Here is a 24,123-nt window from a genome sequence, read left to right on the forward strand (position 1 = left end):
GCCGGGCCAAGTCCCGTGCGAAGCGACGCCGGCCGGCGACCGGCCAGGCTCAGCGCCGGGCCATGAGCGCATCGCGCACCCTCGCGTCGTCGAACCGGTGGCGGCACACTTCCGCGCCGTCCAGCAGCAGCACCGGCACGTCCTCGTCGTAGCGGGCGACGAGCGCCGCATCGGTGTCGATGTCGACATAGTCGACCGCGACGCCGAATTCGGCCGCCACCGGCGCCAGTGCGTCGCGCATGTCGTCGCACAGGTGGCACCAGCCGCGGCCGTAGAGCGTGAACATCGGCGCGTTACTTCTGGCGCGGCCGCACCGGCACGAACTGCGTATTGTCGCCGCGCCGCACCAGCACCGCGACCGCCTTTTGCGGATCGAGCTGCGCGGTCACTTCGGCGAACTGCTTCGCGCTCGTGACGTCGGTATCGCCGACGCGCAGCACGATGTCGCCGCGCTGCAGGCCCGCACGGGCAGCCGGGCCGTCGACGCCGTCGATCTGCACGCCGTTCTTCAGCTTCAGCGTCTTCAACTGCTCCGCCGTCAGGTCGCTGACCGTCAGACCGAGCGAATTGGTCTGGCGCGGCTTCTGCGGCGCGTTCTTGCGCTGCTCGGCCTTGGCCGTCGACTCGACCGGCGTCTCCGCGATCGTGATCGGCAAATCGCGCGCCTGACCCTTGCGCCACACGCTGACGGTCGCCTTCGTGCCGGGCTTCGTGTCGCCGACCATGCGCGGCAGGTCCGACGCCGCATCGACCGGACGGCCGTTGAACTTCAGGATAATGTCGCCCGGCTGGATGCCTGCCTTGTCGGCCGGGCCGCCCGGCTCGACGCTGCTGACGAGCGCGCCTTCGGCCTTCGGCAACCCGATCGAGTCGGCCACGTCCTTCGTCACCTCGCCGATCGCCACCGCGATCCGGCCGCGCGTGACCTTGCCCGTCGCCTTCAGCTGATCGGCCACGCGCATCGCTTCGTCGATCGGAATCGCGAACGAGATGCCCATGAAGCCGCCGGTACGGCTGTAGATCTGCGAGTTGATGCCGATCACCTCGCCCTGCATGTTGATCAGCGGGCCGCCCGAGTTGCCGGGGTTCACGGCGACGTCGGTCTGGATGAACGGCAGATAGTCGCCCGTGTTGCGGCTCTTCGAGCTGACGATGCCGGCCGTCACCGTGTTGTCGAGACCGAACGGCGAACCGATCGCGACGACCCACTCGCCGACGCGCACCTTGTTCGAGTCGCCGATCGCGACGACAGGCAGGTTCGACGCCTGGATCTTGACGACCGCGACGTCCGTGCGATCGTCGACGCCGATCAGCTTCGCCTTGAATTCGCGCTTGTCGGTCAGCGTCACGTAGATGGTGTCCGCATCGTCGACGACGTGCGCATTGGTCATCACGTAACCGTCGGCCGACACGATGAAGCCCGAGCCGACGCCGCGATTCTGCTCGGTGTCGGGCGGATTGTCCGGTGCCGGCGCATTCTTCGGGTTGCCGCTGCCGCCACCGTTGCCGGGCGCCTGCGGCAGCGGAATGCCGAAGAAGCGCCGGAAGAATTCCGACATGTCGCCGTTGTCGAAGCCCGGCGGGAGCACCCCGCGCGGGCCGCTGCTCGTCGGCACGTTGGCGGTGGTCCTGATGTTCACGACGGCCGGCCCGACCCTTTCTACCAGATCGGCGAAGTCGGGCAGGCTGGCAGCGGGAGCCGGCACCGCGATCGCGGTATGCGGCACGAGCGGCAGGCAGGCAGACAGCGCCGCCGCCGCGAACCATTTGCGCAGCGTGTGTTTCATCATGTCGGAAGCCGTAGCGTTACTTGGAAGCCTTGTATTCTATGGCAGACGCGAACTGCTGCAACGTAGCCGGCGGCACTTCGCCGAGCACGGTGATCCAGTAGTCGCCGCGACGCTTCACGAGGACGTGCGTCGCACCGGTGCTGCCCGCGCCTTCCTTGCGCGTATTCTTTTCGGCCGGCTCGATGAAAACCGAGATCGTCGCGAGACCGTCGGTGAAGACGGCCTGATCGACCGGAATCGGCGGATCGCCCGCATCGCGCGCAGCCATCGGCCGGCGCACTTCGCGGATCTTCTTGAAACCGGCGACGCTCGGCGCGAGCTGCCAGCCCTGCGCCTCCATGTCGACCGTCGCGACCGGCGGGCGCACGACGGTCCAGCCGCTCAGGTTGCGCATGCCGGCCGCGATCGCGGCCTTGTCGCCGCTCGCACCGCCCGTCTGCAATTGCGAGAACGCAATCTGTTCGAGCACGTGATCGTTCGCATCCAGCGTCTGCGAACGCAGCAGTAGCCCCGTGCGCGTGTCGGCCCAAAGCTTGTACGTGAAGCGGTAGGCATCCTTCGGCACCAGCTCGACGACCTGCGCGTCGATCCCGGCCACGCGGTCCTTGCCGAGCAACTTCGCGTCGTAGACGGACATCACGTGTTCGCCGCTCGCGCCGAGCAGCGCGGGGAACGAATCGCGCGTCTGACGGCGCTCGACCACGCACAGCTTGCGTTCGGGTACGAACGTGTACAGCTCGTCGTTATGCCGCAGCAGCTTGCGCGGCTTGCCGTCGAGCGTCTCGATCCGCTCGAACTCGCCGTCGCGGGACGCGACGTGCGCAATGCGCGACGACTGGACATACCCGCCGCGCTGGTAGACGAACGTGCCCTCGTAGCTCTGCTGCTGCGCCGCCTGCTGGACGCGGTCGAGCCAGTCCGCGGCGCCCTTGCGGGTCGCGACGGGATCGTCCGGTTGCTGGGCGCTGGCAGGAAGGGATTGAACGGACAACAGGGCGGCTGCGCAAAGCAGGAGGGCCGGCAGCCGCTTCCATCCGGAGATGGCGTGATTCAACTGCAATGTCCGCATCGGGTTTATTGGCCTGGCGTGGTGGTCACGGCAGCGCGGATCAGCGGCATCGAACCCGTGACGACGGGCTGCTGCGCGAATTGCTGGTGCGCTTCAAGGTACTGGTCGAGACTGGCGTCGCGAATGATGTTGACGTCCTGCAGCCCCGGTTGGGCCGACGCCTGCGCGACCGTCACGCGCTGCAGGTTGCCGCCTTGCGGCGCACCGACCGACGCGACCTGGACGGCGCCCGGCGTGCCGGCCGTCTGCAGCTGCGGAACGACGATCCACGTCAGCGTGGCCGCCGCGGCGGCCACCGCGAACGCGGGCACGACGCGCCGGCGCAGCGACAGCAGCTTGCGCGCGACCGGCGCAGCCGCCGGCGCGAGCAGGTGCGGCTCGCTCTCGAGCGCGGCCGACATGCGCGCGGTGAACGCGACGCTCAGCGCGGGCGACAACGCGAGCTCGTCCGAGCGCAGCGCATCGCCGATCAGGTGGTAATGGGCCCACGCAGCGCGATCCGCGCGGTCGAGCTCAGCCAGAAACTGCCCGTGATCCGGGCCATCGAACATTTCGCCGTCGACCAGCGCGGAAAGGCGCTCGCCGCGCGAGCACGCCTGCGACTGCGTATTGACCGACCCCATGATGCTCCCCATCTTGCACACCCCGTCGTGACTTCACGACTCTATCCGTTACTAGACCCCGACCCGCGTCGTTCCGCCCATCGCGCTTACCAGCGCTTGCCTTCGGGCGTATCGAGCAGCGGACGCAATTTGGCAGCGATTGCCTCGCGAGCACGGAAAATCCGCGACCGGACCGTTCCGATCGGACAGCCCATCATTTCCGCGATCTCTTCGTAGCTCAGGCCCTCGATCTCGCGCAGCGTAATCGCCTGGCGCAATTCTTCGGGCAAGGCGGCCATTGCAGCGTTGACCGTCTCGGCAATCTGCTTGCTCATCAACATCGACTCAGGCGTGTTGATATCCCTTAGTTGGTCTGCGTCGGAGAAAGTTTCCGCTTCCTCCGCATCGGCCTCGGTCGAGGTCGGTGCGCGGCGGCCTTGCGTCGCAAGGTAGTTCTTCGCCGTATTGACGGCAATCCGGTACAACCACGTGTAGAACGCCGATTCGCCGCGAAATTGCGGCAACGCACGGTACGCCTTGATGAACGCGTCCTGGGCTACATCCTCGACCTCGGCGGGATCCCGCACGAGGCGCGAGATCAGCCGAATGATCTTGCGGTGGTATTTGGAGACCAGGAGTTCGAACGCTGCCTTGTCGCCCTTCTGTACGCGCTCGACCAGAACCTGATCAATTTCTTTTTCACTCACCTGACAAATCCATTAACTAGGGATGCAACGTGGAGCGCTATTGTAGCGTTCCCGCACCGGCCGCTGGTTACGGTCGGTAACCGCGCCGCCGTCATGCCCGCCCCGCCGCGCCCGCGGTTCTCGCCAGCACGGACAGCGCGCTGAACGACGCGGCGTCGAGCGCATCGGCCGGAATCAGCAGCGGCCGGGCCCGCCGGGCGCCCTGCCCGACCGACAGCACGAGCAGCAGGCTGCTCCAGTGCGCATGGCCCGTCACACGGCCGCGGGCCAGCAGCCGCCCGGTGCGGCCAAACGCCGCAACCTCCCCGAATGCGTCGATCTGCAACTCGGCCGGCAGCCGGCGGGCGCAGGCCCGCGCGGCGCACACGGCCAGCAGCGCGGCCGTCGCGGCCGACACGCATGCGCCGGCCGCAGCGCCCGCGCGCGGCGTCCAGAACAGGTACGCCGACGCGGCAGCCGACGCGACGAACGCGGCCAGCACGACATACGACACGGCCGAGGCCCGCAACGCAAAGCGCTGCGGACGCCCGGCCGGAGCATCGAATGGACTCGTCAAGCGATTTCAGCGTCAGACGCGCTTGAACACCAGCGTGCCGTTGGTACCGCCGAAGCCGAAGTTGTTCTTCACGGCCACGTCGATCTTCATGTCACGCGCGGTGTTCGCGCAGTAATCGAGATCGCACTCGGGGTCCTGGTTGAAGATGTTGATGGTCGGCGGCGACACGTTGTTGTGCAGCGCCAGCACCGTGAACACCGACTCGAGGCCGCCCGCGCCGCCCAGCAGGTGGCCCGTCATCGACTTCGTCGAGTTCACGACGAGCTTGTACGCATGCTCGCCGAAGGCAGCCTTCACCGCGTCGGACTCGTTCTTGTCGCCCAGCGGCGTCGACGTGCCGTGCGCGTTCAGGTACTGGACCTCGTCCGCGTTCACGCCAGCGTCGCGCAGCGCCGCGACCATGCAGCGGCGCGGGCCGTCCATGTTCGGCGCGGTCATGTGGTACGCGTCGCCGGTCATGCCGAAGCCCGAGACTTCCGCGTAGATCTTCGCGCCACGCGCCTTCGCCGACTCGTACTCTTCCAGCACCATCACGCCTGCGCCCTCGCCCAGCACGAAGCCGTCGCGATCCTTGTCCCACGGACGGGACGCGGTGGCCGGATCATCGTTGCGGGTCGACAGCGCACGCGCGGCCGCGAAACCGCCGATACCGAGCGGCGACACCGTCGACTCGGCACCGCCCGCGACCATCACGTCCGCGTCGCCGGCCTGGATCAGGCGTGCCGCGAGGCCGATGCTGTGCAGGCCGGTCGTGCAGGCCGTCACGGCCGCGAGGTTCGGGCCCTTCAGGCCGAACATGATGCTCAGGTGACCCGAGATCATGTTGATGATCGAACCAGGCACGAAGAACGGCGAAATCCGGCGCGCGCCGCGATCGACGTAGGTCTGGTGCGTATCTTCGATCATCGGCAGGCCGCCGATGCCGGAACCGACCAGCACGCCGATGCGTTCCGCATTGGCTTCGGTCACTTCCAGCCCGCTGTCCTTGACGGCCTGCACGCCGGCGGCGATGCCGTAATGGATGAAGGTATCCATGCTGCGGGCTTCCTTCGCCGGGATGTACTCCTCGGCGCTGAAACCCTTCACCTCTCCCGCGAAATGCACGGCGAGGTTCGACGGATCGAACTTCGTGACGGTGGCGATACCGGACTTGCCGGCGACGAGATTGGCCCAACCGTCGGCAACATTATTGCCAACAGGCGAAATCAGCCCCAGGCCTGTAACAACAACACGACGGCGGCTCACGGTAACCTCTTTTCCATTATTGGATGACAAAAACAAAAGCCACAGTGGCCACAGGAACCAGCCCTGCGAGCCCTGTGGCTGTTAGTCCGTCCGGCGCGAAGCCGGCAGGATGGCGCGTCAATCGCGAAGATCGCGGCGACGTGGCGAACAAGCGCGAAAGGCGCTTACGCCTTGACGTTTGCGCGAGCGTAGTCGATCGCTTGCTGAACGGTCGTGATCTTCTCTGCTTCTTCGTCCGGGATTTCCATGCCGAACTCGTCTTCGAGAGCCATCACCAGCTCGACCGTGTCGAGCGAGTCGGCGCCCAGATCGTTCACGAACGAAGCTTCGTTCTTGATCTCGGCTTCCGCGACGCCCAGTTGTTCAGCGACGATCTTCTTGACACGTTGTTCGATGTTGTCCATTACCCCTCCGAGGGAAAGTTCAGATTTACAAGTGCGCGCATTTTATCAGGTTTGCTGACGCCAAAACGCGCGTTGGCTTGATGGCCGATCAAGCGCCGATCCGCCTGAAAAACGGGATACGGCGCGGATAGTAAACGAAAATCGTTACGACATGTACATGCCGCCGTTCACGTGCAGCGTCGTGCCGGTGATGTAACCGGCCTGCGGCGATGCGAGGAACGCGACGGCATGGGCGATGTCTTCCGGGCTGCCGAGGCGGCCGAGCGGAATCTGGGTCTTGAGCGCGGCCTGCTGTTCTTCCGGCAGCGTCTTCGTCATGTCGGTGTCGATGAAGCCCGGCGCGACGCAGTTCACGGTGATGCCGCGGCTGCCGATCTCGCGCGCAAGCGCACGCGTCATGCCCGCGACGCCGGCCTTCGCGGCAGCATAGTTGACCTGACCCGGGTTGCCGGCCGAGCCGACCACCGACGTGATGTTGATGATACGGCCGCCGCGCGCCTTCATCATCGGGCGCAGCACCGCACGCGACAGGCGGAACACCGACTTCATGTTGGTGTCGATCACCGCGTCCCAGTCCTCGTCCTTCATCCGCATCGCGAGCTGGTCCTGCGTGATGCCCGCGTTGTTGACGAGCACGTTCAGCGCGCCGAATTCCTTCACGGTCGCGTCGATCAGCGCCTCGGCGGCCGCCGCGTCGTTGACGTTCAGCACCGCACCGCGGCCCGTGACGCCCGCTTCCGCGAACGCCGCGGTGATCGCGGCAGCGCCCGATTCGCTCGTCGCCGTGCCGATCACCATCGCGCCCAGGCGCGCGAGTTCGAGCGCGATCGAGCGGCCGATACCGCGCGACGCGCCGGTCACGATCGCAACCTGTTTATCGAGAGTCTTTTCCATGAATCGAATATCCGTCTCTTGAGAAAAGGCGCCGCGTCAGGCGGTCACCAGCTTGAGCGCTTCGTCGAGCGACGCCGGATCGAACACCGACGCACCCGTCAGGTTGCCGTCGATGCGCTTCGTCAGGCCGGCGAGCACCTTGCCCGGACCGCATTCGATCACGTGCGTGACGCCCGTGCCGGCGATGTGCTGCACGCACTCGACCCAGCGCACCGGGCCTGCCGCCTGGCGCACCAGCGCGTCCTTGATCGCGGCCGGATCGCCGACCACGGCGACGTCGATATTGTTGACGACCGGAATCTGCGGCGCCTTCACGTCGACGTTCGCGAGATAGTCGCGCAACTGGTCCGATGCCGGCTTGAGCAGCGACGAATGGAACGGTGCCGACACCGGCAGCGGCAGCGCGCGCTTCGCGCCCTTCGCCTTCGCGATCTCGCACGCCTTCTCGACGGCGGCCTTGTTGCCTGCAATCACGACCTGCGCGGGCGCATTGAAGTTCACCGCTTCGACGACGCCCGCTTCCGCGGCTTCGGCGCACACCGCGCGCACCGTGTCGTCGTCGAGGCCCAGGATCGCGGCCATGCCGCCCTGACCGACCGGCACGGCCGTCTGCATCGCCTGCGCGCGAAAGCGCACGAGCGGCACCGCGTCCTTGAACGCGAGCGCGCCCGCCGCGACGAGCGCCGTGTATTCACCGAGGCTGTGGCCGGCGACGATCGACGGCGCCGGGCCGCCTGCCTGCTGCCACGCGCGGTAGCATGCGTAAGCGGCGGTCAGCATCACGGGCTGCGTGTTGGTGGTCAGATTCAGCTCTTCGGCCGGGCCTTCGGCGATCAGCTTGCCGAGGTCCTGATTGAGTGCGTCAGACGCCTCCTGGAGCGTCTCGCGCACGACGGCCAGATCGGCGAATGCGTTGAGCATGCCGACTGCCTGCGAGCCCTGCCCCGGAAAAACGAATGCAAATTTCATATCGTCCCCAATTGAATCGATTCGGACGGCGCGCACGAACGGCGCGCCGATGGGATCCGCGCGCAGCAATCGCGCGCCGCGGATCAGAAGCGGAAGACCGACGCGCCCCAGGTGAAGCCGCCGCCGACACCTTCGATCAGCACGTGCTGGCCACGCTGGATGCGGCCGTCGCGTACCGCGGTGTCGAACGCCAGCGGGATCGACGCGGCCGACGTGTTGCCGTGCTGGTCGACCGTCACGACCATGCGTTCCTGCGGCAGGCCGAGCTTGCGGCAGGTGCTGGTCATGATGCGGATGTTGGCCTGGTGCGGAATCAGCCAGTCGATTTGTTCGGGCGCGAGATTCGCCTTTGCAAGCGCCTCGATCGCAACCTTCTCGAGCACGTTGACCGCGAGCTTGAACACGGCCTGCCCGTCCATGTACAGGAACGCGCTGCCCTCGATCACGCCGCGATTCACGTTGCCCGGCGTGCAGAGGATATGCGAATAGCTGCCGTCCGCGTGCAGCGCGCTGCCGAGCACGCCCGGCTCTTCCGACGCGGACAGGATCACCGCGCCCGCGCCGTCGCCGAACAGCACGCAGGTCGTACGGTCCTTGAAGTCGAGGATGCGCGAGAACGTCTCCGCGCCGACGATCAACGCCGTGCGGTGCTGGCCGCTGCGGATGAAGCTGTCGGCCGTCGCCATCGCGTACGCAAAGCCCGAACACACGGCCTGCACGTCGAATGCCGCGCCGCCGTTCTTGATGCCGAGCTTGTTCTGCAGCAGGCACGCGGTGCTCGGGAACACGAAATCGGGGGTCGAAGTCGCGACGATGATCAGGTCGATCGACTGCGGATCGATACCGGCCATTTCGATCGCACGACGCGACGCCTCGAGCGCGAGATCGCTCGTCGTGACGTCCGGTGCGGCGAAATGACGCGCATGGATACCCGTGCGCGCAACGATCCATTCATCGCTCGTCTCGATACCTTCCTTCGCGAGACGATCGGTCAACTGCTGGTTCGTGACGCGGTCGGGCGGCAGATAGCTGCCCGTGCCGAGCACGCGGGAATAGAGAGTCGATTGGGCCATTTATGCTTTAGAGGATTGCGCAGCGGAGGGTTCGGCGTGAGGGCCTGCGGCCGGGCTTGCATGGCCCGCGCCGCCCGCGTCGTGCTCGCCGTCGCCGAGCGACGCCGAATTGTCCGCCATCGCGCGCGCGAGGCGCTCCAGCACGCCGTTTTTGACCGCATCATACCCGCGTTTGATCGCCCACTCAAACGCGTAGGCATCGGCCGAACCGTGGCTCTTGATCACGAGGCTCTTCAGCCCCAGCAGCGCCGCGCCGTTGTACTGGCGGTGGTCGACGCGCTTCTTGAAACGCATCAGGACAGGCAGCGCGAGCAGCGCCATCAACCTCGACATCAGCGAACGGCCGAACTCCTCACGGATGATGTTGGACAGCATCTGCGCGAGCCCCTCGGACGTCTTCAGCGCGACGTTGCCGACGAAGCCGTCGCACACGATCACGTCGACGGTGCCCTTGTAGATGTCGTTGCCTTCCACGTTGCCGCGGAAATTCAGCGTGCTGGCGCGCAGCAACTCGCCTGCGCGCTTGATCGTGTCGTTGCCCTTGATGACTTCTTCGCCGATGTTCAGCAGGCCGATCGTCGGCCGCTCCTTGCCTTCGAGCGCGGCCACCAGCGCGTGCCCCATCTCCGCGAACTGCAGCAGGTGCTGCGGCTCGCAGTCGACGTTCGCGCCGAGGTCCAGCATCATCGTGTAGCCGGTCGGGTTCGGCAGCGCGGACGCGATCGCGGGCCGCTCGATGCCGGGCAGCGTCTTGAGTACGTAACGGGAAACGGCCATCAGCGCGCCGGTATTGCCGGCGGAGATGCAGGCCTGCGCCGCGCCTTCCTTGACGTGGTTGAGCGCGACGCGCATCGAAGAATCCTTCTTCTTGCGCAGCGCCACTTCGACAGGGTCGTCCATCGCCACGACTTCGGTGGCGGGCACGATGGTCAGCGCGGGATCGTCGAGGGCTTTCAGCTTCTTGAGCTGAGCGCGGATCGCGCTTTCGATGCCGACGAGCATCAGGTGCGCATCGGGATGCGCGCGGACGAACTTGACTGCCGCGGGAACGGTCACGGACGGGCCGTGGTCGCCTCCCATGCAATCGATTGTGAGCTTTACGGTCATGGAATGCGACGAATTTCAGGCACAAAAAAGCGGCAGTTGAATGCCGCCTTTTTGTTGCGCCAGGAAAGTGTCAAGCGAACCAGTTGTCACGCGAACGGCGAACGTAGCGCGCAACGCGTGACTTGACGCTTAGTCGTTCTTCGTCTTGACGACTTTCTTGCCGCGATAGTAGCCGTTCGGGCTGACGTGGTGACGCAGGTGCACTTCACCCGTGCTCGGCTCGACTGCCAGCGGCGTTGCCGTCAGGAAATCGTGCGAACGATGCATGCCGCGCTTCGACGGCGACTTCTTGTTTTGCTGGACTGCCATGACTAACTCCTAAATAATTTTCCGGATTCTAACACAGCCCGATCCGGCGCTTAACTACCCTGGCCCAAAGCCCTTACGCCTTCCCGCGCCACAACTGCTTAGTGTTTCTTGGTGCCGTCACCGTCCTTCTTCAGCGCTTGCAGCGCTGCGAACGGATTCGGCCGTTTGCCTTCGTCCGCGGCTTCGTCGGACTCTTCGCCCGCCTCTTCCTCAGGACCGCTCGCACCCGACACGAGGCTTTCGTGAACTGCCGGGCAAACCTCGTGCTTGGGCACGAGCGGCAACGAAAGCAGCAACTCCTCTTCGATCAAGTCGACGAGATCGAACTGGCGTGAGCCCACGATCACATCGGCTTCATCGTCGTCGAGCGGAAATTCTTCAGCTTCTTCTTCGGTCGCGACGACGCGGTACACCATGTCGACGCCGAACGCCTGGTCGTACGGGGTCATGCAGCGCTGGCACGTGAGCCATGCCTGGCCATGCACCGCGAGGCGCAGATACGGCTGCTGCCCATCGGCGCCGTCGTCCTGCAATTCCTTCTGCGTGAACCCTTCCGCCTGCCACGTGAAGACCGTGTCGCGATCTGGCGCGTCCGCCGGCACTTCGTTTAACATGCGCGGCAGTTGCGAGAGGCGCACCGCCCCTGCTGCCTGTCGCCCGCTGCGGGCGAACTCGAACAGATCGACCGCGTGCGGATCAAGCGGCGCCGCAGGTTTGCCAGAAGAAGTGTTCATGTGCGCTCCTGCCTACAGGCTGACTTGCGGGATCCGGCTTGGCGCCGCTCACTCACGTACGGGTACGTACTTTACTTCCGAAGACCCGGCAGGCGCCACCACGTAAGCCTGCCGACGAAAAGCGGGAAAGCATACCTGTTTTACCTTTTGCGGTCAATCACTTAAGCTTGCGTCCGCACAACACCCGACGACTCACCGATCCAACCGACCATGCCGGATACCGTTTGCCGCCCGCCGCGGCTGATTCTTGCCTCCAGTTCCCGCTACCGCCGCACGCTCCTCGAGCGCCTCGGCGTACCGTTCGACGTCGTGTCGCCCGACCTCGACGAAACCCCGCTCGACGGCGAAACTCCGGCCGCGACCGCCCTGCGCCTCGCCGGCGCGAAAGCGCGTGCCGTCGCCGCGACGATCGACGCGCCGGACGGCGTGCTCGTGATCGGGTCGGACCAGGTCGCGACCTTCGACGGGCTCCAGATCGGCAAGCCCGGCACGCACGAGCGCGCGCTCGCGCAGCTCGTGTCGATGCAGGGCCGCGAAGTCGAATTCCACAGCGCACTCTGCCTGTACGACAGCCGCACGGGCGAGGCGCAGGTCGAGGACATCATCACGCGCGTGCGCTTCCGCTCGCTGCCCGAGGCCGAACTCGACGCGTACCTGCGCGCGGAAACGCCGTACGACGTCGCCGGCAGCGCTAAATCCGAAGGGCTCGGCATCGCGCTGCTCGACGCGATCGACTCGGACGACCCGACCGCGCTCGTCGGCCTGCCGCTGATCGCGCTCACGCGGATGCTGCGCGCCGCCGAATATCCGCTGTTTGCAACCACCCGTGGAGACCGCACATGACGGCCGGCACGCTTTATCTCGTCCCGAACACGCTTGGCGACGGCGACGAATCGATGCTCGCCGCCGTGCTGCCCGCAGCCGTGCAGGCACGCGCCGGCACGCTCGGCTATTACATCGGCGAGAACGCGAAAACGACGCGCGTCTTTCTGAAGAAGATCGGCACGACGCGTCCGATCCAGGAAATCGAGATCCGCGAGCTGAACGTCAATACGCCGGCCGGCGAAATCGACCGGCTGCTCGCGCCCGTGCTGACCGGCGCGGACGCCGGCCTCGTGTCCGAGGCCGGCTGCCCGGCCGTCGCCGATCCCGGCGCATTGCTGGTACGCCGCGCGCACGAGCGCGGCGTGAAGGTCGTGCCGCTCGTCGGACCGAGTTCGATCCTGCTCGCGCTGATGGCGTCGGGCCTGAACGGCCAGAGCTTCGCATTCAACGGCTACCTGCCGGTCGACGCGGCCGCGCGCGCGAAACGCCTGCGCGAACTCGAGCAGCTGTCGCGCAAGGCGCGCCAGACACAGATCTTCATCGAGACGCCGTACCGGAATCACGCGATGCTCGACACGCTGATTGCGACCTGCGCGCCGTCGACGCAGATCTGCGTCGCGGCCGACCTGACCCTCGCGACCGAGACGATCGCGAGCCGCACCGTGGCGGACTGGAAAAAGGCGCCTGCGCCGAATCTGCACAAGCGTCCGGCGATCTTCCTGCTGCTCGCGAACTGAAGCCGCGGCCGGCCAGCGGGCCATCATGGCCCGCCGGACGCCCCTTGCCCGTCGCCGGTCAGCGCAGGCTGAACGACGCGCCGCCGGCCGTCAGCGCCTTCATCGCGGCGCCGCCGACGGCCGCGCCGAACTTGCGTGCGACGCGGTTCGTCAGGCTTTCCTTCACCGTATAGTCGACGAGATCGGGCGCCTTCAGCACGTCGCGCGCGACCGTGTCGGTCGTGCCGTAGCCGTCGGCGAGCCCGAGTTCGACGCTCTTCTCGCCGGTCCAGAACAGGCCGGAGAACATGTCGGGCGTCTCATGCAGACGCTTGCCGCGGCCCTCCTTCACGGCCTTGATGAACTGCGCGTGCACCTGGTCGAGCAGCGCCTGCGCATGCGCGTCCATCTTCGGCGTCTCCGGCGAGAACGGATCGTAGAAGCCCTTGTTTTCGCCTGACGTGTGCAGGCGCCGATCGACACCGAGCTTGCCCATCAGCCCGGTGAAGCCGAAACCGTCCATCAGCACGCCGATCGACCCGACGATGCTCGCCTTGTCGACGAAGATCTTGTCGGCCGCGGCCGCGATGTAATAGCCGCCCGATGCGCACATGTCGGTCACGACGACGTACAGCGGCTTGTCCGGATGCTTCGCGCGCAGCCGCCGGATCTCGTCGTAGACCATGCCGGCCTGCACGGGGCTGCCGCCCGGGCTGTTGATCCGCAGCACGACGCCGACCGTACCGTCGTCGTCGAACGCGGAGCCGAGCGCCGTGTTGATGTCCTCGGCATTCGCATTGACGCCGGCCGCGATCTCGCCGTCGATCGTCACGAGCGCCGTATGCCGCCCGCTCGACGATAGTTTCGAATCGCTCGAGAAATCGATCAGCGCGAACGCGAGCAGCACGAACACGCCCAGGAACGCGAAGCGGAAGAAAATCTTCCAGCGCCGCGCCGCGCGCTGTTCCTTCACGGCCGCGAGCGCGATCCGCTCGAGCGCCGCGCGCTCCCAGTTCGGTTCACGGCTGTCGGGACGGGGGGAGGAATCGGGGGTATTCGGTTGGTCGGCCATGCAGTGTTGTCGTCAGTCGGTCGTGGCGATAGGAGCGGGACGCAGGTCGGCGTCGGGCACCCAGAATACCGCACGCCCGTCGGGCGTGTCGCGTTCGTCGACCTCGACCGGCCGCAGGCGGCCGCCGCGGCACGGGCCGCCGACGCACTTGCCGGTATCCGGCGCGTAGATCGCGCCGTGCGTCGCGCACATCAGGTACAGGCCCGACGACTCGAAGAACTGCCCTTCGGACCAGTCGAGCTCCATCGGCACGTGTGCGCAGCGATTCAGGTAACCGTATGCGCGACCGTCGTAGCGCACGAAGAACACGACGGCCTGCTCGCCGCGCAGCGTCGCGTCGACGCGCACGCCGGCGCCGCCGTCGGCCAGCGCGTCCGATGCGCACACGCGCACGGCGTCCGGCGCCGCGCTCATGCGTGCTCCCGCAGCCACGCGGCCAGCGCGTCGACGTCCGGCGCGACGAAGCGCGGCGCGAGCGCAGCCAGCGCATCGGCCGTGTGCGCGCCGTATGCGACACCGACGCCGGCCGCTCCGGCGCTCGCGGCCATCTGCAGGTCATGCGTCGTGTCGCCGATCATCACGGTGCGCGCGAGGTCCTGCCCCAATTCCCGGGACAACTCGTGCAGCATCGCCGGATGCGGCTTCGAGAATGTCTCGTCCGCGCAGCGCGTCGCGTCGAACACACTCGTCAGCTTCGACTGGTCAAGCACGCGATTCAGCCCGACCCGCCCCTTGCCGGTTGCAACGGCGAGCAGGTAGCCCGTATCGCGCAACTCGGCGAGCAGCTCGCGCACGCCGGCGAACAGCTCGATGCGCTGGTCGTCGAGCAGATAGTGATAACGGTAGCGCTCGGCCAGCCGCGGATAGTCGGACGGATCGAGGGTCGGAGCGGTAACCTGCAGCGCATCGCGCAGGCCGAGGCCGATCACGTAGCGCGACGCCTCGTCGGATGGCGTGGGCAGGCCGAGATCGCGGCATGCGGCCTGGATGCTGTGCGCGATGTGCGCAGTCGAATCCATCAGCGTGCCGTCCCAGTCGAAGACGATCAGGTCAAATTGCTGTCGAGCCATGCGGTTCAGGCGGTATCGCGCAGTGCGCTGAGTTGGTCGAGGAAGCGCCGGCATTCGTCCGGCAGCGGCGCATCGAATTGCAGCGCCTCGCCGGTCAGCGGATGGTTGAGCCGCAGCCGGTGCGCATGCAGGAACATCCGTTTCAACGACGGCTGCGCATTCGCGCGCGCCAGCGCCTTGTTCAGTGCGAAATCGCCATACTTGGCGTCGCCGGCGATCGGCAGGCCGAGATGCGCGAGGTGCACGCGGATCTGATGGGTCCGACCCGTTTTGAGTTCCGCTTCGACGAGCGCGTAGTCGGGCCAGCGGTCGACGAGGTTGAACACCGTATGCGACGGCAGCCCGTCGTCCTGCACGCGCACGCGGCGCTCCCCTTCCGGGGTCGAATACTTGAACAGCGGTGCCTTCACCGCGCGGCGGCGCCCCCAGTCGGGCTGCCATTCGCCGTGGACGCATGCGAAGTAACGTTTGTCCATCCGGTTCTCGCGGATCTGTTCGTGCAGGCCCACGAGCGCCGTGCGTTTCTTCGCGAGCATCAGGATCCCGGACGTCTCGCGGTCGAGCCGGTGCACGAGTTCGAGGAATTTCGCGCGCGGGTGCGCCTGGCGCATCTGCTCGATCACGCCGAACGCGACGCCGCTGCCGCCGTGCACGGCGACCCCGGCCGGCTTGTCGATGACGAGCATCGCGTCATCCTCGTACAGCACGTCGAACTTCGCGGGCGGCACGATGGGCGTGTCGGCGCGCGCGAGGTCCGCCGCCGCCACGCGCACGGGCGGCACGCGGACGACGTCGCCGAGGGCGAGACGGTACTGCGCATCGATCCGGCCCTTGTTCACGCGCACTTCGCCGCTGCGGAGGATCCGGTAAATATGGCTTTTCGGCACGCCTTTACAGACGCGCAACAGGAAGTTGTCGATCCGCTGACCGGCCGAGTTTTCGTCGATCTCGATCATCGATACCTGGCCGCTTGCGACCGAATTCTGGGATATTTTGCCTAACTCATTCATACTGAATATAATTTTGCCCAGCCTGACGTTGAGGGTGGCCTGACCGGCCGGCCCCGACCGAGTCGGGCAAGGTGCAAGCGGAAACCATTATTTTACTTGCGCCGGGGGTCCGCTGCTCGCCCCTAATCAAAGAGATGCAGCAAGTTGCACGCACGGCGCCGCCCGTCGGCAAGGATCGCGCCCACAGGCGGATTCGGTCGGCAAGGCGCCGCGGTAACGGAAAGTTGGTTGAAAAGAATTTGATCGGCAGCCCGACGGCGCGAAGTGCGTCCGCAGGCTGCCGGTTGCGAAAATTACGGCGTTGCGCCCGATTTGGCCCCGCGAAGCGTGCGGGGCTTGGCGACGTCAAACCAGGGAAGTACACCCCAAGCGGGAAAGTCGGGCTGGATTCGATACTCCCCGCTGCGGCCCAAGCCGCAGCATCTGCCGCCCGTCGGCGCGCGCGACGCATTGCGCGCGCCCGTGGCAATGCCCGGACTCAGGCTTAGCGCGCTTTTGTGCAGCGTGCGGTGTGTGAACGCCGTGCTTTGAAGCCGTATTCGCAGGTGCCCTACGGCCGCCGGCCCCGTCTATCGGGCCCAAGCGCCTCTTCAGGCAATTCTCCCCGCCATCGTTCCCGCTCCAGCGTGCTCGTGACAACACAACAAGGTGCGGCCTGCCGTCGTTCCCGCTCTCGCGACTGACAACCGCGAAGCGCCGGCGCGGAGCCGCCTGGAGTCGTTCATGAAACGCATGCTGTTCAATGCGACGCAGCAGGAGGAGCTGCGCGTCGCCATCGTCGATGGGCAAAAGCTCATCGACATCGACATCGAGACAGCCGGGCGCGAACAGCGCAAAGGCAATATCTACAAGGGTGTCATCACCCGCATCGAGCCGTCGCTCGAAGCGTGCTTCGTCAACTACGGCGAAGATCGCCACGGCTTCCTGCCGTTCAAGGAAGTCGCCCGCCAGTACTTCAAGGAAGGCATCGACATGCGCTCCGCGCGCATCCAGGATGCCCTGCGCGAAGGCCAGGAGCTGATCGTCCAGGTCGAGAAGGAAGAGCGTGGCAACAAGGGCGCCGCCCTCACGACCTTCATCTCGCTCGCCGGCCGCTACCTGGTGCTGATGCCGAACAATCCGCGCGGCGGCGGTGTGTCGCGCCGGATCGAGGGCGACGAGCGCCAGGAACTGCGCGAAACGATGTCGCAGCTGCAGATTCCGGACGGCATGAGCATGATCGCCCGTACCGCGGGCATCGGCCGCAGCGCCGAGGAACTGCAATGGGACCTGAACTACCTGCTGCAGCTGTGGCGCGCGATCGAAGCGGCGTCGCAAAGCGGCAACTCCGGCCAGCCGATGCTGATCTACCTGGAATCGAGCCTCGTGATCCGCGCGATCCGGGACTATTTCCAGCCCGATATCGGCGAAATCCTGATCGACACGACCGAGATCCACGATCAGGCCCGTGCGTTCATGGACATCGTGATGCCGGACAACGTGTCGAAGGTGAAGCGCTACCACGACGACGTGCCGCTGTTCTCCCGCTTCCAGATCGAGCACCAGATCGAAACGGCCTACTCGCGCACGGTGCCGCTGCCGTCCGGCGGCGCGATCGTGATCGACCACACCGAAGCGCTCGTCGCGATCGACGTGAACTCGGCGCGCGCAACCAAGGGCGCGGACATCGAGGAAACGGCGACCCGCACGAACCTCGAAGCGGCCGACGAAGTCGCCCGCCAGCTCCGCCTGCGCGACCTCGGCGGCCTGATCGTGATCGATTTCATCGACATGGAATCGGCGAAGAGCCAGCGCGAAGTCGAGCAGCGCCTGAAAGACGCGCTCAAGCACGACCGTGCACGCGTGCAGATGGGCAAGATCTCCCGCTTCGGCCTGATGGAGCTGTCGCGCCAGCGCCTGCGCCCGGCCCTGTCGGAAGGCAGCCACGTGACCTGCCCGCGCTGTAACGGCACCGGCCACATCCGCGACACCGAATCGTCCGCGCTGCAGGTCCTGCGGATCATTCAGGAAGAAGCGATGAAGGAAAACACCGCGGCGATCCACTGCCAGGTGCCGGTCGAGGTGACCGCCTTCCTGCTCAACGAAAAGCGTCAGGAAATCAACAAGATCGAGTCGCGCTTCAAGGTCGGCATCGTGCTGATCCCGAACAAGCACCTCGATACGCCGCACTACAAGCTCGAGCGCCTGCGCCACGACGACGCGCGCCTCGACGATCCGCGCGCGTCCTGGAAGATGGCCGAGGAAGCTGCCCGCGAACTCGAGTCGGAAACCGGCTACAGCAAGCGCACCGCAGAAGTGAAGCCGAAGCAGGAAGCCGCGGTCAAGGGCATCACGCCCGAGCGCCCGGCCCCGAGCCCGGCGCCGCAGCGCCCGGTCGAGCCCGTTCCGGCCCCCGCACCGGTCGCCGCGGCAAGCGGCGGCTTCATCGGCTGGCTGAAGGGCCTGTTCGGCATGTCGCCGGCTCCGGCGCCCGCACCGGTTGCTCCGGCACCGGCGAAGGAACAGGCGGCCCGCCCGGCTCGCGAGCGTACCGAGAAGACCGAGCAGCGCGGCGGCGATCGCAACCGCAACCGTCGCGGCGGCGCCCAGCAGGCGCAAGGCGGCCGCGACCAGGCAGCAGCAGGCCGTGGTCAACCGCAACGCCTGGAGCGCGAAGGCAAGGAAGCGCGCGAACCGCGTGAAGGCCGTGAGCCGCGCGAGGGTCGCGAGCCGCGTGAAGGTCGCGAAATCCGCGAAGGTCGTGAGGGCCGCGAAGGTCGCGAGGGTCGTGGCCAGCGCGAAGGTCGCGAACCGCGCGAGCCGCGTGAAAGCCGTGAGCCGCGCGAACCGCGCGAGAACCGCGAACCGCGCGAGCGTGCCGAGCAGCCGGAAGGCGTCGACGCAGCAGGTCGTGGCGAGCGCCAGGAACGCGGCGAGCGTCGCGAGCGCGGCGAACGCCGCAAGCCGACCCAGCATGCGGCTACGCTCGAGACCGTCACCCGTGGCGAAAACCATCCGGAACCGGAAACCGACAAGGCCGTTGCAGAAGCCCTGCCGGGCGCCGAGCTGGCAGCCGATGCGGAAGCCGGCGCGCGTGACGGCGAGGAACGTCGCCGCCGCCGTCGCGGCCGCCGCGGCGGTCGTCGCGAGCGCGACGAAGACGGCGCAGTCGTCGACCAGGCCGAGCAAGGCCCGAATGGCGAAGCCGCAGCGCAAACCGTGACGCCGGAAGCACCGGCCGCTGCTGAACCGGCCCACACGGCCGCACCGGCAGTCGTCGCGGCCGTCGCCGCGGCAAGCGCCGTCGCCGTCGAGGCATCCGTCGAGCAGCATGCTGCGCCGGCCGCTGTCGAAGCTCAATCGGCACCGGCACACGCCGAAGCGGCTCCGGCCGCTCCGGTCGAGCCCGCGGTCGCCGTCGCGGCAGCAGCAGAACCGGCACCGGTCGCACCGGCCGTCGACACGGAAGCCGGTCCGGCTCCGGTCGCGGTTTCGCCGACCGACGCGTTCGAAGTGCCGGCAGTACCGGCAGCGGCCCCGGCCGCTGTCGAGGCGCCGCAGTCCGCGCCCGTCGAGCAGGCCGCACCGGTCGTGACGGCCGAAGCCGCTCCGGTGGCTGTCGAGCCGGCGCATGTCGAAGCGGCACCGGTCGAGGCCGTTGCAGCACCGGCACCGGCTCCTGCGCCCGTCCAACCGGCAGCCGCGCCCGCTTCGGCGAGCCTCGATGTCGTGCTGGAGCAGGCCGGTCTCGTCTGGGTGAACACGGACGCAGACAAGTTCGCCGCTGCACAGGAAGCCGCGTCGCGCCTCCCGCGTCCGGCGCGCGTGCCGCGCGAACGCAAGGTGCTGCCGCCGGTCGATACGGCCCCGATGCAGCAGGTCGAAACGACGCACCACTAATCGGCGCATCGCCCGACCAGGAAAAGCCCGCCTCCGGCGGGCTTTTTCACGTCCGCACCGCGGGTTTCCGCCCACCGGCCCGGTCGGCCGCTTGCGGCTAAAATACAAGTCTGGCTCGCACTTCTTTCAACATGTCCCGACGCATCATTCCTCTCGCCGACGTCAGCGGGGTGCCGGACGTCTCCGGCGTCGCGCATGCCCCCGACGGCACGCTGGCCGACACGTTCGCCAGGCCGCTGCGCGACCTGCGCATTTCGGTGACGGACCGCTGCAATTTCCGCTGCGTGTATTGCATGCCGCGCGCGGTCTTCGACAAGGACTACCCGTTCCTGCCGCACAGCGCGCTGCTCACACACGAGGAAATCGAACGCGTGGCGCGACTCTTTGTCGCACACGGCGTCGAGAAGATCCGCATCACGGGCGGCGAGCCGCTGCTGCGCAAGAACCTCGAATTCCTGATCGAGCGCCTCGCGCGCCTGACGACGCCTGACGGCCGCCCGCTCGACCTGACGCTGACGACCAACGGCTCGCTGCTCGCACGCAAGGCGCGCGCGCTGAAGGACGCCGGGCTCACGCGCGTGACGGTCAGCCTCGACGCGCTCGACGATACGCTGTTCAAGCGCATGAACGACGCCGAGTTCGCGAGCGCCGACGTGCTCGACGGCATCTTCGCGGCCCAGGCCGCCGGCCTCGCGCCGGTCAAGGTCAACATGGTCGTGAAGCGCGGTACCAACGACGGCGAGATCCTGCCGATGGCCGAGCGTTTCCGCGGCACCGGCGTGATCCTGCGCTTCATCGAATACATGGACGTCGGCACGTCGAACGGCTGGAACATGACCGAGGTACTGCCGTCGGCAGACGTCGTTGCACGGATCGCCGAACATTTCCCGCTCGTGCCGCTCGACGCGCACACGGCGGCCGAAACCGCGCAGCGCTGGGGCTATGCGGACGGCAGCGGCGAGATCGGCGTGATCTCGAGCGTCACGCAAGCCTTCTGCGGCGACTGCACGCGCGCGCGGCTGTCGACCGAAGGCAAGCTGTACCTGTGCCTGTTCGCGTCGACGGGCCACGACCTGCGCGCGCTCGTGCGCGGCGGCGCAAGCGACGCCGAGATCGCGACCGCAATCGCCCGCATCTGGCAGGCGCGCACCGACCGCTATTCGCAACTGCGCGGCAGCGCGTCGGCCGAAGCCTCGCCCGACGGCGCCGGCAAGCGCGTCGAAATGTCGTATATCGGCGGCTGACGCACGCCGCCCTTTCCACCCTCGCACGATGCCCGTTTCCGCCTCTCCCTCGATCGCCGGCCTGCTGCTCGCAGGCGGGCGCGCCACGCGCATGGACGGCGTCGACAAGGGCCTGCAACTGCTCGACGGAACGCCGCTCGCGCTGCACGTGCTGCGCCGGCTGTCGCCACAGGTCGGCGAGACGCTGATCAGCGCGAATCGCCATGCCGATCGTTATGCGGAGCTCGGTGCGCCGTTCGACGCGCGCATCGTCGCGGACGAAACGCCCGATTTCCCCGGCCCGCTAGCGGGCCTGCTCGCCGGCATGCGGGCGGCGCGCGCGCCGCTCGTCGTGTGCTCGCCGTGCGATACGCCGTTTCTGCCCGCCGACCTGGTCGCGCGGCTGCATGCGGCGCTCGACGCGCAGCAGGCCGACATCGCGATGGCGGTAACCGTCGACGCGCAGCAGGCGCGCTCGCCGCAGCCGACGTTCGCGCTGCTGCGCACGGCGCTGGCCGACGATCTCGCCGCGCGGCTTGCAGCCGGCGACCGCAAGGTGCGTGCGTGGTACGCACGCCACAAGACGGTCGAAGTCGAGTTTCGCGACGAGCGTGCGTTTTACAATGCCAACTCCTGGCAGGAACTCGCCGCGCTGGCCCGTCGCTGACGGCGCCCGCGCCGTTCCCGCCCGCCGCACGCGAAACCCGCGCCCAGGCACCCTCCTCGTGCCACCGGCCACGAACCCGATACGCCTCGCGGCGCAGTCCGACTGATGATCACGCAATCCTCGCCCGCCTCCCGAACCGCACCCGATTCCGATGCCCCGCTGTCGCTTGCCGACGCGCAGGCGCTCGCGTGCCGCTTCGCGGTGCCCGTCGACGCGTGCGACACGGTGACGCTGCGCGACGCGCTCGACCGCGTGCTTGCGGCCGACGTGAACGCACCGTTCGACATTCCCGCGTACGACAACTCGGCGATGGACGGTTATGCGTTCGACGGCAGCGCCTGCGCGCACGCGGCGCCGCAGGGGGACGTCGCGCTGACGGCCGCCGGCACCGCGTTCGCGGGCCATCCGTTCGACGGCGCCGTGGCGGCCGGTTCATGCGTGCGCATCATGACGGGCGCGCCGATGCCGGCCGGATGCGATACGGTGATTCCGCAGGAACGCGCGCACGTCGACGGCGACACGATCCGCTTCGCCGCGCACGACATCGCGCGCGGCGCGAACTGCCGCAAGGCCGGCGAGGATCTCGCGCGCGGCGCCTGCGCGCTCGCCGCGGGCCGCATCCTGCGGCCGTCCGATCTCGGCCTGCTCGCGTCATTCGGCTTCATCGACGTCACGGTGCGCCGGCGCGTGCGCGTCGCCGTGTTCTCGACCGGCGACGAACTGCGCGAGCCCGGCGAACCGCTCGGTCGCGGCGCGCTGTATGACAGCAATCGCGGGATGCTGATCGCGATGCTCGAAAGGCTGCACGTCGACGCGATCGATCTCGGGATTGTCCGCGACGACCCGGCCGCGCTCGAAGCCGCACTGCGCGACGCCGTCGCCGCGCAGGCCGACGCGGTGATCACGTCGGGCGGCGTATCCGTCGGCGAAGCCGACTTCACGCGCGACGTGATGGCGCGGCTCGGCGACGTCACGTTCGCGAGCCTCGCGCTGCGGCCCGGCCGGCCGCTCGCGTGCGGCACGCTCGCACGTGCGCCCGGCGACGCCGGTCACGCGCTGTTCTTCGGCCTGCCCGGCAATCCGGTCGCGTCCGCCGTGACGTTCTACGCGATCGTGCGCCCCGCACTGCTGACGCTGGCCGGCGCGCAGACGCCGCCGCCGGCGATGTACACGGCGCTCAGCACGCATGCGCTGAAGACGCGTCCGGGCCGCACCGAATACCTGCGCGGCATCGCGACGCGCGCCGCCGACGGCCGCTGGCATGTCGCGCCGGCCGGTTCGCAGAGTTCCGCGTCGCTGAGCGGCCTCGCGGCCGCCAACTGTTTCATCGTCCTGGGTCACGATACCGCGGCAATCGACGCGGGCACCCCGGTCGACATCCTGCCGCTCGACGGCCTGATCTGAATTCCACTATCGATATATCTCTACGGGGGCAATCCGCACATGAAGAAACAAATTTCGTCGATCGCCGCGGGGCAGACCGCGAAGGCGCTGATCCTCGTCTACCTGACGTTCAGCGTGCCGATCGTGCTGCTCGGCATTCTCGTCGCGTACATCCGTTACGGGATGGTCGAGTTGAGCACGATCCTGAGCGCGCTGCTGCTGAACGCCATCCTCGGCTTCGTGCTGCTGTGGATCGCATGTCACGCATACAACTGGGTCGCATCGCGCTTCGGCGGCATCGAGATCGTGCTGTCCGATCCGCCGGAGGAAGCGTGAGCGACACGCCGCTGATCCGCGCGGCCGAAGCGCGCGACGTCGGCGCGATCCTCGCGCTGATGCGCGAGCTGGCCGAATTCGAGAAGATCACGCATCTGTTCGTCGCGACCGAAGCGGATCTCGCCGACGCGCTGTTCGGCGAGCGGCCTGCCGCCGAAGCGCTCGTGGCCGAGCGCAACGGCGCGATCGTCGCGTATGCGCTGTTCTTCCACAACTATTCGACGTTCCTCGGCCGTCGCGGCCTCTATCTCGAGGATCTGTACGTGCAGCCGTCGCAGCGCGGCACCGGCCTCGGCACCGCGATGCTGCGCCACCTCGCGGCACTGGCCGTCGAGCGTCGTTGCGGGCGTTTCGAATGGTCGGTCCTCGACTGGAACCAGCCCGCGATCGATTTCTACGAAAAGATGGGCGCGACCGTGCTGCCCGAATGGCGCATCGTTCGCGTAACGGGCGACGCGCTGGATACGCTCGCAGGCCGCTGAG

At 67.4% G+C, this 24,123-nt stretch carries 26 protein-coding genes; 8 read left to right on the plus strand and 18 right to left on the minus strand.

Annotated features, from left to right (window positions below; genetic code table 11):
* Positions 1 to 49 precede the first annotated feature (49 nt).
* From KVT39_RS05200 to KVT39_RS05265, 14 genes are all read right to left on the minus strand, one after another.
* Entirely contained in the window at positions 50 to 286 is a 237-nt protein-coding gene (locus tag KVT39_RS05200) for a glutaredoxin family protein (protein ID WP_034183102.1), read from the minus strand.
* Between the two features lie 7 nt (positions 287 to 293).
* On the minus strand, positions 294 to 1,790 hold the full coding sequence (locus tag KVT39_RS05205; RefSeq protein WP_034183101.1) for a DegQ family serine endoprotease: 1,497 nt from the start codon (positions 1,788 to 1,790) through the stop codon (positions 294 to 296).
* Positions 1,791 to 1,806: 16 nt separating this feature from the next.
* Positions 1,807 to 2,859 (minus strand): MucB/RseB C-terminal domain-containing protein, encoded by a 1,053-nt coding sequence (locus KVT39_RS05210; protein ID WP_131947317.1) that lies wholly within the window; start codon positions 2,857 to 2,859, stop codon positions 1,807 to 1,809.
* Between the two features lie 5 nt (positions 2,860 to 2,864).
* Positions 2,865 to 3,482, minus strand: coding sequence for a sigma-E factor negative regulatory protein (locus tag KVT39_RS05215; RefSeq protein WP_034183099.1), 618 nt, complete (start codon positions 3,480 to 3,482; stop codon positions 2,865 to 2,867).
* A gap of 86 nt (positions 3,483 to 3,568) precedes the next feature.
* On the minus strand, positions 3,569 to 4,168 hold the full coding sequence (rpoE, locus tag KVT39_RS05220) for an RNA polymerase sigma factor RpoE (protein WP_034183098.1): 600 nt from the start codon (positions 4,166 to 4,168) through the stop codon (positions 3,569 to 3,571).
* Between the two features lie 91 nt (positions 4,169 to 4,259).
* Positions 4,260 to 4,724: a hypothetical protein gene (locus KVT39_RS05225; RefSeq protein ID WP_105390719.1), complete on the minus strand. Its 465-nt coding sequence runs from the start codon at positions 4,722 to 4,724 to the stop codon at positions 4,260 to 4,262.
* Positions 4,725 to 4,736: 12 nt separating this feature from the next.
* Positions 4,737 to 5,969 carry a beta-ketoacyl-ACP synthase II gene (fabF, locus tag KVT39_RS05230; RefSeq protein WP_175748837.1) on the minus strand — a complete coding sequence of 411 codons (1,233 nt, stop codon included), beginning with the start codon at positions 5,967 to 5,969 and terminating at the stop codon, positions 4,737 to 4,739.
* Positions 5,970 to 6,133: 164 nt separating this feature from the next.
* Positions 6,134 to 6,373 (minus strand): acyl carrier protein, encoded by a 240-nt coding sequence (acpP, locus tag KVT39_RS05235; protein ID WP_004197638.1) that lies wholly within the window; start codon positions 6,371 to 6,373, stop codon positions 6,134 to 6,136.
* A 144-nt stretch (positions 6,374 to 6,517) separates the two neighbouring features.
* The gene (gene fabG, locus KVT39_RS05240) at positions 6,518 to 7,267 is read right to left on the minus strand and encodes a 3-oxoacyl-ACP reductase FabG (protein ID WP_217588063.1); all 750 of its coding nucleotides are present in this window, start codon (positions 7,265 to 7,267) and stop codon (positions 6,518 to 6,520) included.
* A 36-nt stretch (positions 7,268 to 7,303) separates the two neighbouring features.
* On the minus strand, positions 7,304 to 8,236 hold the full coding sequence (fabD, locus tag KVT39_RS05245; protein WP_034183094.1) for an ACP S-malonyltransferase: 933 nt from the start codon (positions 8,234 to 8,236) through the stop codon (positions 7,304 to 7,306).
* 83 nt (positions 8,237 to 8,319) lie between these two features.
* The gene (locus KVT39_RS05250) at positions 8,320 to 9,309 is read right to left on the minus strand and encodes a beta-ketoacyl-ACP synthase III (RefSeq protein ID WP_034183093.1); all 990 of its coding nucleotides are present in this window, start codon (positions 9,307 to 9,309) and stop codon (positions 8,320 to 8,322) included.
* On the minus strand, positions 9,310 to 10,416 hold the full coding sequence (gene plsX, locus KVT39_RS05255; protein WP_034183092.1) for a phosphate acyltransferase PlsX: 1,107 nt from the start codon (positions 10,414 to 10,416) through the stop codon (positions 9,310 to 9,312).
* A 129-nt stretch (positions 10,417 to 10,545) separates the two neighbouring features.
* Positions 10,546 to 10,725, minus strand: a complete 180-nt coding sequence (gene rpmF / locus KVT39_RS05260; protein WP_006759765.1) for a 50S ribosomal protein L32 — start codon at positions 10,723 to 10,725, stop codon at positions 10,546 to 10,548.
* A 98-nt stretch (positions 10,726 to 10,823) separates the two neighbouring features.
* Positions 10,824 to 11,459, minus strand: coding sequence for a DUF177 domain-containing protein (locus tag KVT39_RS05265; RefSeq protein WP_034183091.1), 636 nt, complete (start codon positions 11,457 to 11,459; stop codon positions 10,824 to 10,826).
* Between the two features lie 210 nt (positions 11,460 to 11,669).
* Here KVT39_RS05265 and KVT39_RS05270 point away from each other — a divergent pair, with 210 nt between their 5' ends.
* Positions 11,670 to 12,302, plus strand: coding sequence for a Maf-like protein (locus KVT39_RS05270; RefSeq protein ID WP_175748835.1), 633 nt, complete (start codon positions 11,670 to 11,672; stop codon positions 12,300 to 12,302).
* The gene (locus tag KVT39_RS05275; protein WP_217588065.1) at positions 12,299 to 13,021 is read left to right on the plus strand and encodes an SAM-dependent methyltransferase; all 723 of its coding nucleotides are present in this window, start codon (positions 12,299 to 12,301) and stop codon (positions 13,019 to 13,021) included. Before KVT39_RS05270 ends, KVT39_RS05275 begins: the two co-directional genes overlap by 4 nt.
* A 58-nt stretch (positions 13,022 to 13,079) precedes the next feature.
* Here the strand turns inward: KVT39_RS05275 and KVT39_RS05280 are convergent, their stop codons facing one another.
* Genes KVT39_RS05280 through KVT39_RS05295 form a run of 4 tightly spaced genes read right to left on the minus strand, consistent with a single transcriptional unit; the run spans position 13,080 to position 16,152 of the window.
* Positions 13,080 to 14,072: a S49 family peptidase gene (locus KVT39_RS05280; RefSeq protein WP_217588067.1), complete on the minus strand. Its 993-nt coding sequence runs from the start codon at positions 14,070 to 14,072 to the stop codon at positions 13,080 to 13,082.
* A gap of 12 nt (positions 14,073 to 14,084) precedes the next feature.
* Positions 14,085 to 14,486: a Rieske 2Fe-2S domain-containing protein gene (locus KVT39_RS05285; protein WP_217588069.1), complete on the minus strand. Its 402-nt coding sequence runs from the start codon at positions 14,484 to 14,486 to the stop codon at positions 14,085 to 14,087.
* Complete coding sequence (locus KVT39_RS05290; RefSeq protein WP_034183086.1) at positions 14,483 to 15,142, minus strand: HAD-IA family hydrolase; 660 nt, start codon at positions 15,140 to 15,142, stop codon at positions 14,483 to 14,485. The genes KVT39_RS05285 and KVT39_RS05290 overlap by 4 nt, the downstream gene beginning before the upstream one ends.
* Positions 15,143 to 15,147: 5 nt before the next feature.
* Entirely contained in the window at positions 15,148 to 16,152 is a 1,005-nt protein-coding gene (locus tag KVT39_RS05295; RefSeq protein WP_034183085.1) for an RluA family pseudouridine synthase, read from the minus strand.
* A gap of 723 nt (positions 16,153 to 16,875) precedes the next feature.
* On the opposite strand from KVT39_RS05295, the gene KVT39_RS05300 reads away from it, so the two are divergent.
* The 6 genes from KVT39_RS05300 to KVT39_RS05325 all read left to right on the plus strand — a co-directional run bounded on the left by KVT39_RS05300 (position 16,876) and on the right by KVT39_RS05325 (position 24,122).
* Positions 16,876 to 20,031, plus strand: coding sequence for an Rne/Rng family ribonuclease (locus KVT39_RS05300; protein WP_217588070.1), 3,156 nt, complete (start codon positions 16,876 to 16,878; stop codon positions 20,029 to 20,031).
* A 131-nt stretch (positions 20,032 to 20,162) separates the two neighbouring features.
* Positions 20,163 to 21,275, plus strand: a complete 1,113-nt coding sequence (moaA, locus tag KVT39_RS05305) for a GTP 3',8-cyclase MoaA (RefSeq protein WP_217588071.1) — start codon at positions 20,163 to 20,165, stop codon at positions 21,273 to 21,275.
* A 28-nt stretch (positions 21,276 to 21,303) separates the two neighbouring features.
* Positions 21,304 to 21,921: a molybdenum cofactor guanylyltransferase MobA gene (mobA, locus tag KVT39_RS05310; RefSeq protein WP_217588072.1), complete on the plus strand. Its 618-nt coding sequence runs from the start codon at positions 21,304 to 21,306 to the stop codon at positions 21,919 to 21,921.
* Positions 21,922 to 22,026: 105 nt separating this feature from the next.
* On the plus strand, positions 22,027 to 23,325 hold the full coding sequence (gene glp / locus KVT39_RS05315) for a gephyrin-like molybdotransferase Glp (protein ID WP_217588074.1): 1,299 nt from the start codon (positions 22,027 to 22,029) through the stop codon (positions 23,323 to 23,325).
* Positions 23,326 to 23,364: 39 nt separating this feature from the next.
* The gene (locus KVT39_RS05320) at positions 23,365 to 23,640 is read left to right on the plus strand and encodes a hypothetical protein (RefSeq protein WP_006476519.1); all 276 of its coding nucleotides are present in this window, start codon (positions 23,365 to 23,367) and stop codon (positions 23,638 to 23,640) included.
* The gene (locus KVT39_RS05325; RefSeq protein WP_217588076.1) at positions 23,637 to 24,122 is read left to right on the plus strand and encodes a GNAT family N-acetyltransferase; all 486 of its coding nucleotides are present in this window, start codon (positions 23,637 to 23,639) and stop codon (positions 24,120 to 24,122) included. Before KVT39_RS05320 ends, KVT39_RS05325 begins: the two co-directional genes overlap by 4 nt.
* Position 24,123 lies beyond the last annotated feature (1 nt).

The organism is Burkholderia sp. GbtcB21 (assembly GCF_019091065.1).
Classification (GTDB): Bacteria; Pseudomonadota; Gammaproteobacteria; order Burkholderiales; family Burkholderiaceae; genus Burkholderia; species Burkholderia pyrrocinia_C.

Coding starts and splice junctions, on each gene's coding strand:
- KVT39_RS05200 (WP_034183102.1), bottom strand. CDS start 286: ATGTTCACGCTCTACGGCCGCGGCTGGTGCCACCTGTGCGACGACATG.
- KVT39_RS05205 (WP_034183101.1), bottom strand. CDS start 1,790: ATGATGAAACACACGCTGCGCAAATGGTTCGCGGCGGCGGCGCTGTCT.
- KVT39_RS05210 (WP_131947317.1), bottom strand. CDS start 2,859: ATGCGGACATTGCAGTTGAATCACGCCATCTCCGGATGGAAGCGGCTG.
- KVT39_RS05215 (WP_034183099.1), bottom strand. CDS start 3,482: ATGGGGTCGGTCAATACGCAGTCGCAGGCGTGCTCGCGCGGCGAGCGC.
- acpP (WP_004197638.1), bottom strand. CDS start 6,373: ATGGACAACATCGAACAACGTGTCAAGAAGATCGTCGCTGAACAACTG.
- fabG (WP_217588063.1), bottom strand. CDS start 7,267: ATGGAAAAGACTCTCGATAAACAGGTTGCGATCGTGACCGGCGCGTCG.
- fabD (WP_034183094.1), bottom strand. CDS start 8,236: ATGAAATTTGCATTCGTTTTTCCGGGGCAGGGCTCGCAGGCAGTCGGC.
- KVT39_RS05250 (WP_034183093.1), bottom strand. CDS start 9,309: ATGGCCCAATCGACTCTCTATTCCCGCGTGCTCGGCACGGGCAGCTAT.
- plsX (WP_034183092.1), bottom strand. CDS start 10,416: ATGACCGTAAAGCTCACAATCGATTGCATGGGAGGCGACCACGGCCCG.
- rpmF (WP_006759765.1), bottom strand. CDS start 10,725: ATGGCAGTCCAGCAAAACAAGAAGTCGCCGTCGAAGCGCGGCATGCAT.
- KVT39_RS05265 (WP_034183091.1), bottom strand. CDS start 11,459: ATGAACACTTCTTCTGGCAAACCTGCGGCGCCGCTTGATCCGCACGCG.
- KVT39_RS05270 (WP_175748835.1), top strand. CDS start 11,670: ATGCCGGATACCGTTTGCCGCCCGCCGCGGCTGATTCTTGCCTCCAGT.
- KVT39_RS05275 (WP_217588065.1), top strand. CDS start 12,299: ATGACGGCCGGCACGCTTTATCTCGTCCCGAACACGCTTGGCGACGGC.
- KVT39_RS05280 (WP_217588067.1), bottom strand. CDS start 14,072: ATGGCCGACCAACCGAATACCCCCGATTCCTCCCCCCGTCCCGACAGC.
- KVT39_RS05285 (WP_217588069.1), bottom strand. CDS start 14,486: ATGAGCGCGGCGCCGGACGCCGTGCGCGTGTGCGCATCGGACGCGCTG.
- KVT39_RS05290 (WP_034183086.1), bottom strand. CDS start 15,142: ATGGCTCGACAGCAATTTGACCTGATCGTCTTCGACTGGGACGGCACG.
- KVT39_RS05295 (WP_034183085.1), bottom strand. CDS start 16,152: ATGAATGAGTTAGGCAAAATATCCCAGAATTCGGTCGCAAGCGGCCAG.
- KVT39_RS05300 (WP_217588070.1), top strand. CDS start 16,876: ATGAAACGCATGCTGTTCAATGCGACGCAGCAGGAGGAGCTGCGCGTC.
- moaA (WP_217588071.1), top strand. CDS start 20,163: ATGTCCCGACGCATCATTCCTCTCGCCGACGTCAGCGGGGTGCCGGAC.
- mobA (WP_217588072.1), top strand. CDS start 21,304: ATGCCCGTTTCCGCCTCTCCCTCGATCGCCGGCCTGCTGCTCGCAGGC.
- glp (WP_217588074.1), top strand. CDS start 22,027: ATGATCACGCAATCCTCGCCCGCCTCCCGAACCGCACCCGATTCCGAT.
- KVT39_RS05320 (WP_006476519.1), top strand. CDS start 23,365: ATGAAGAAACAAATTTCGTCGATCGCCGCGGGGCAGACCGCGAAGGCG.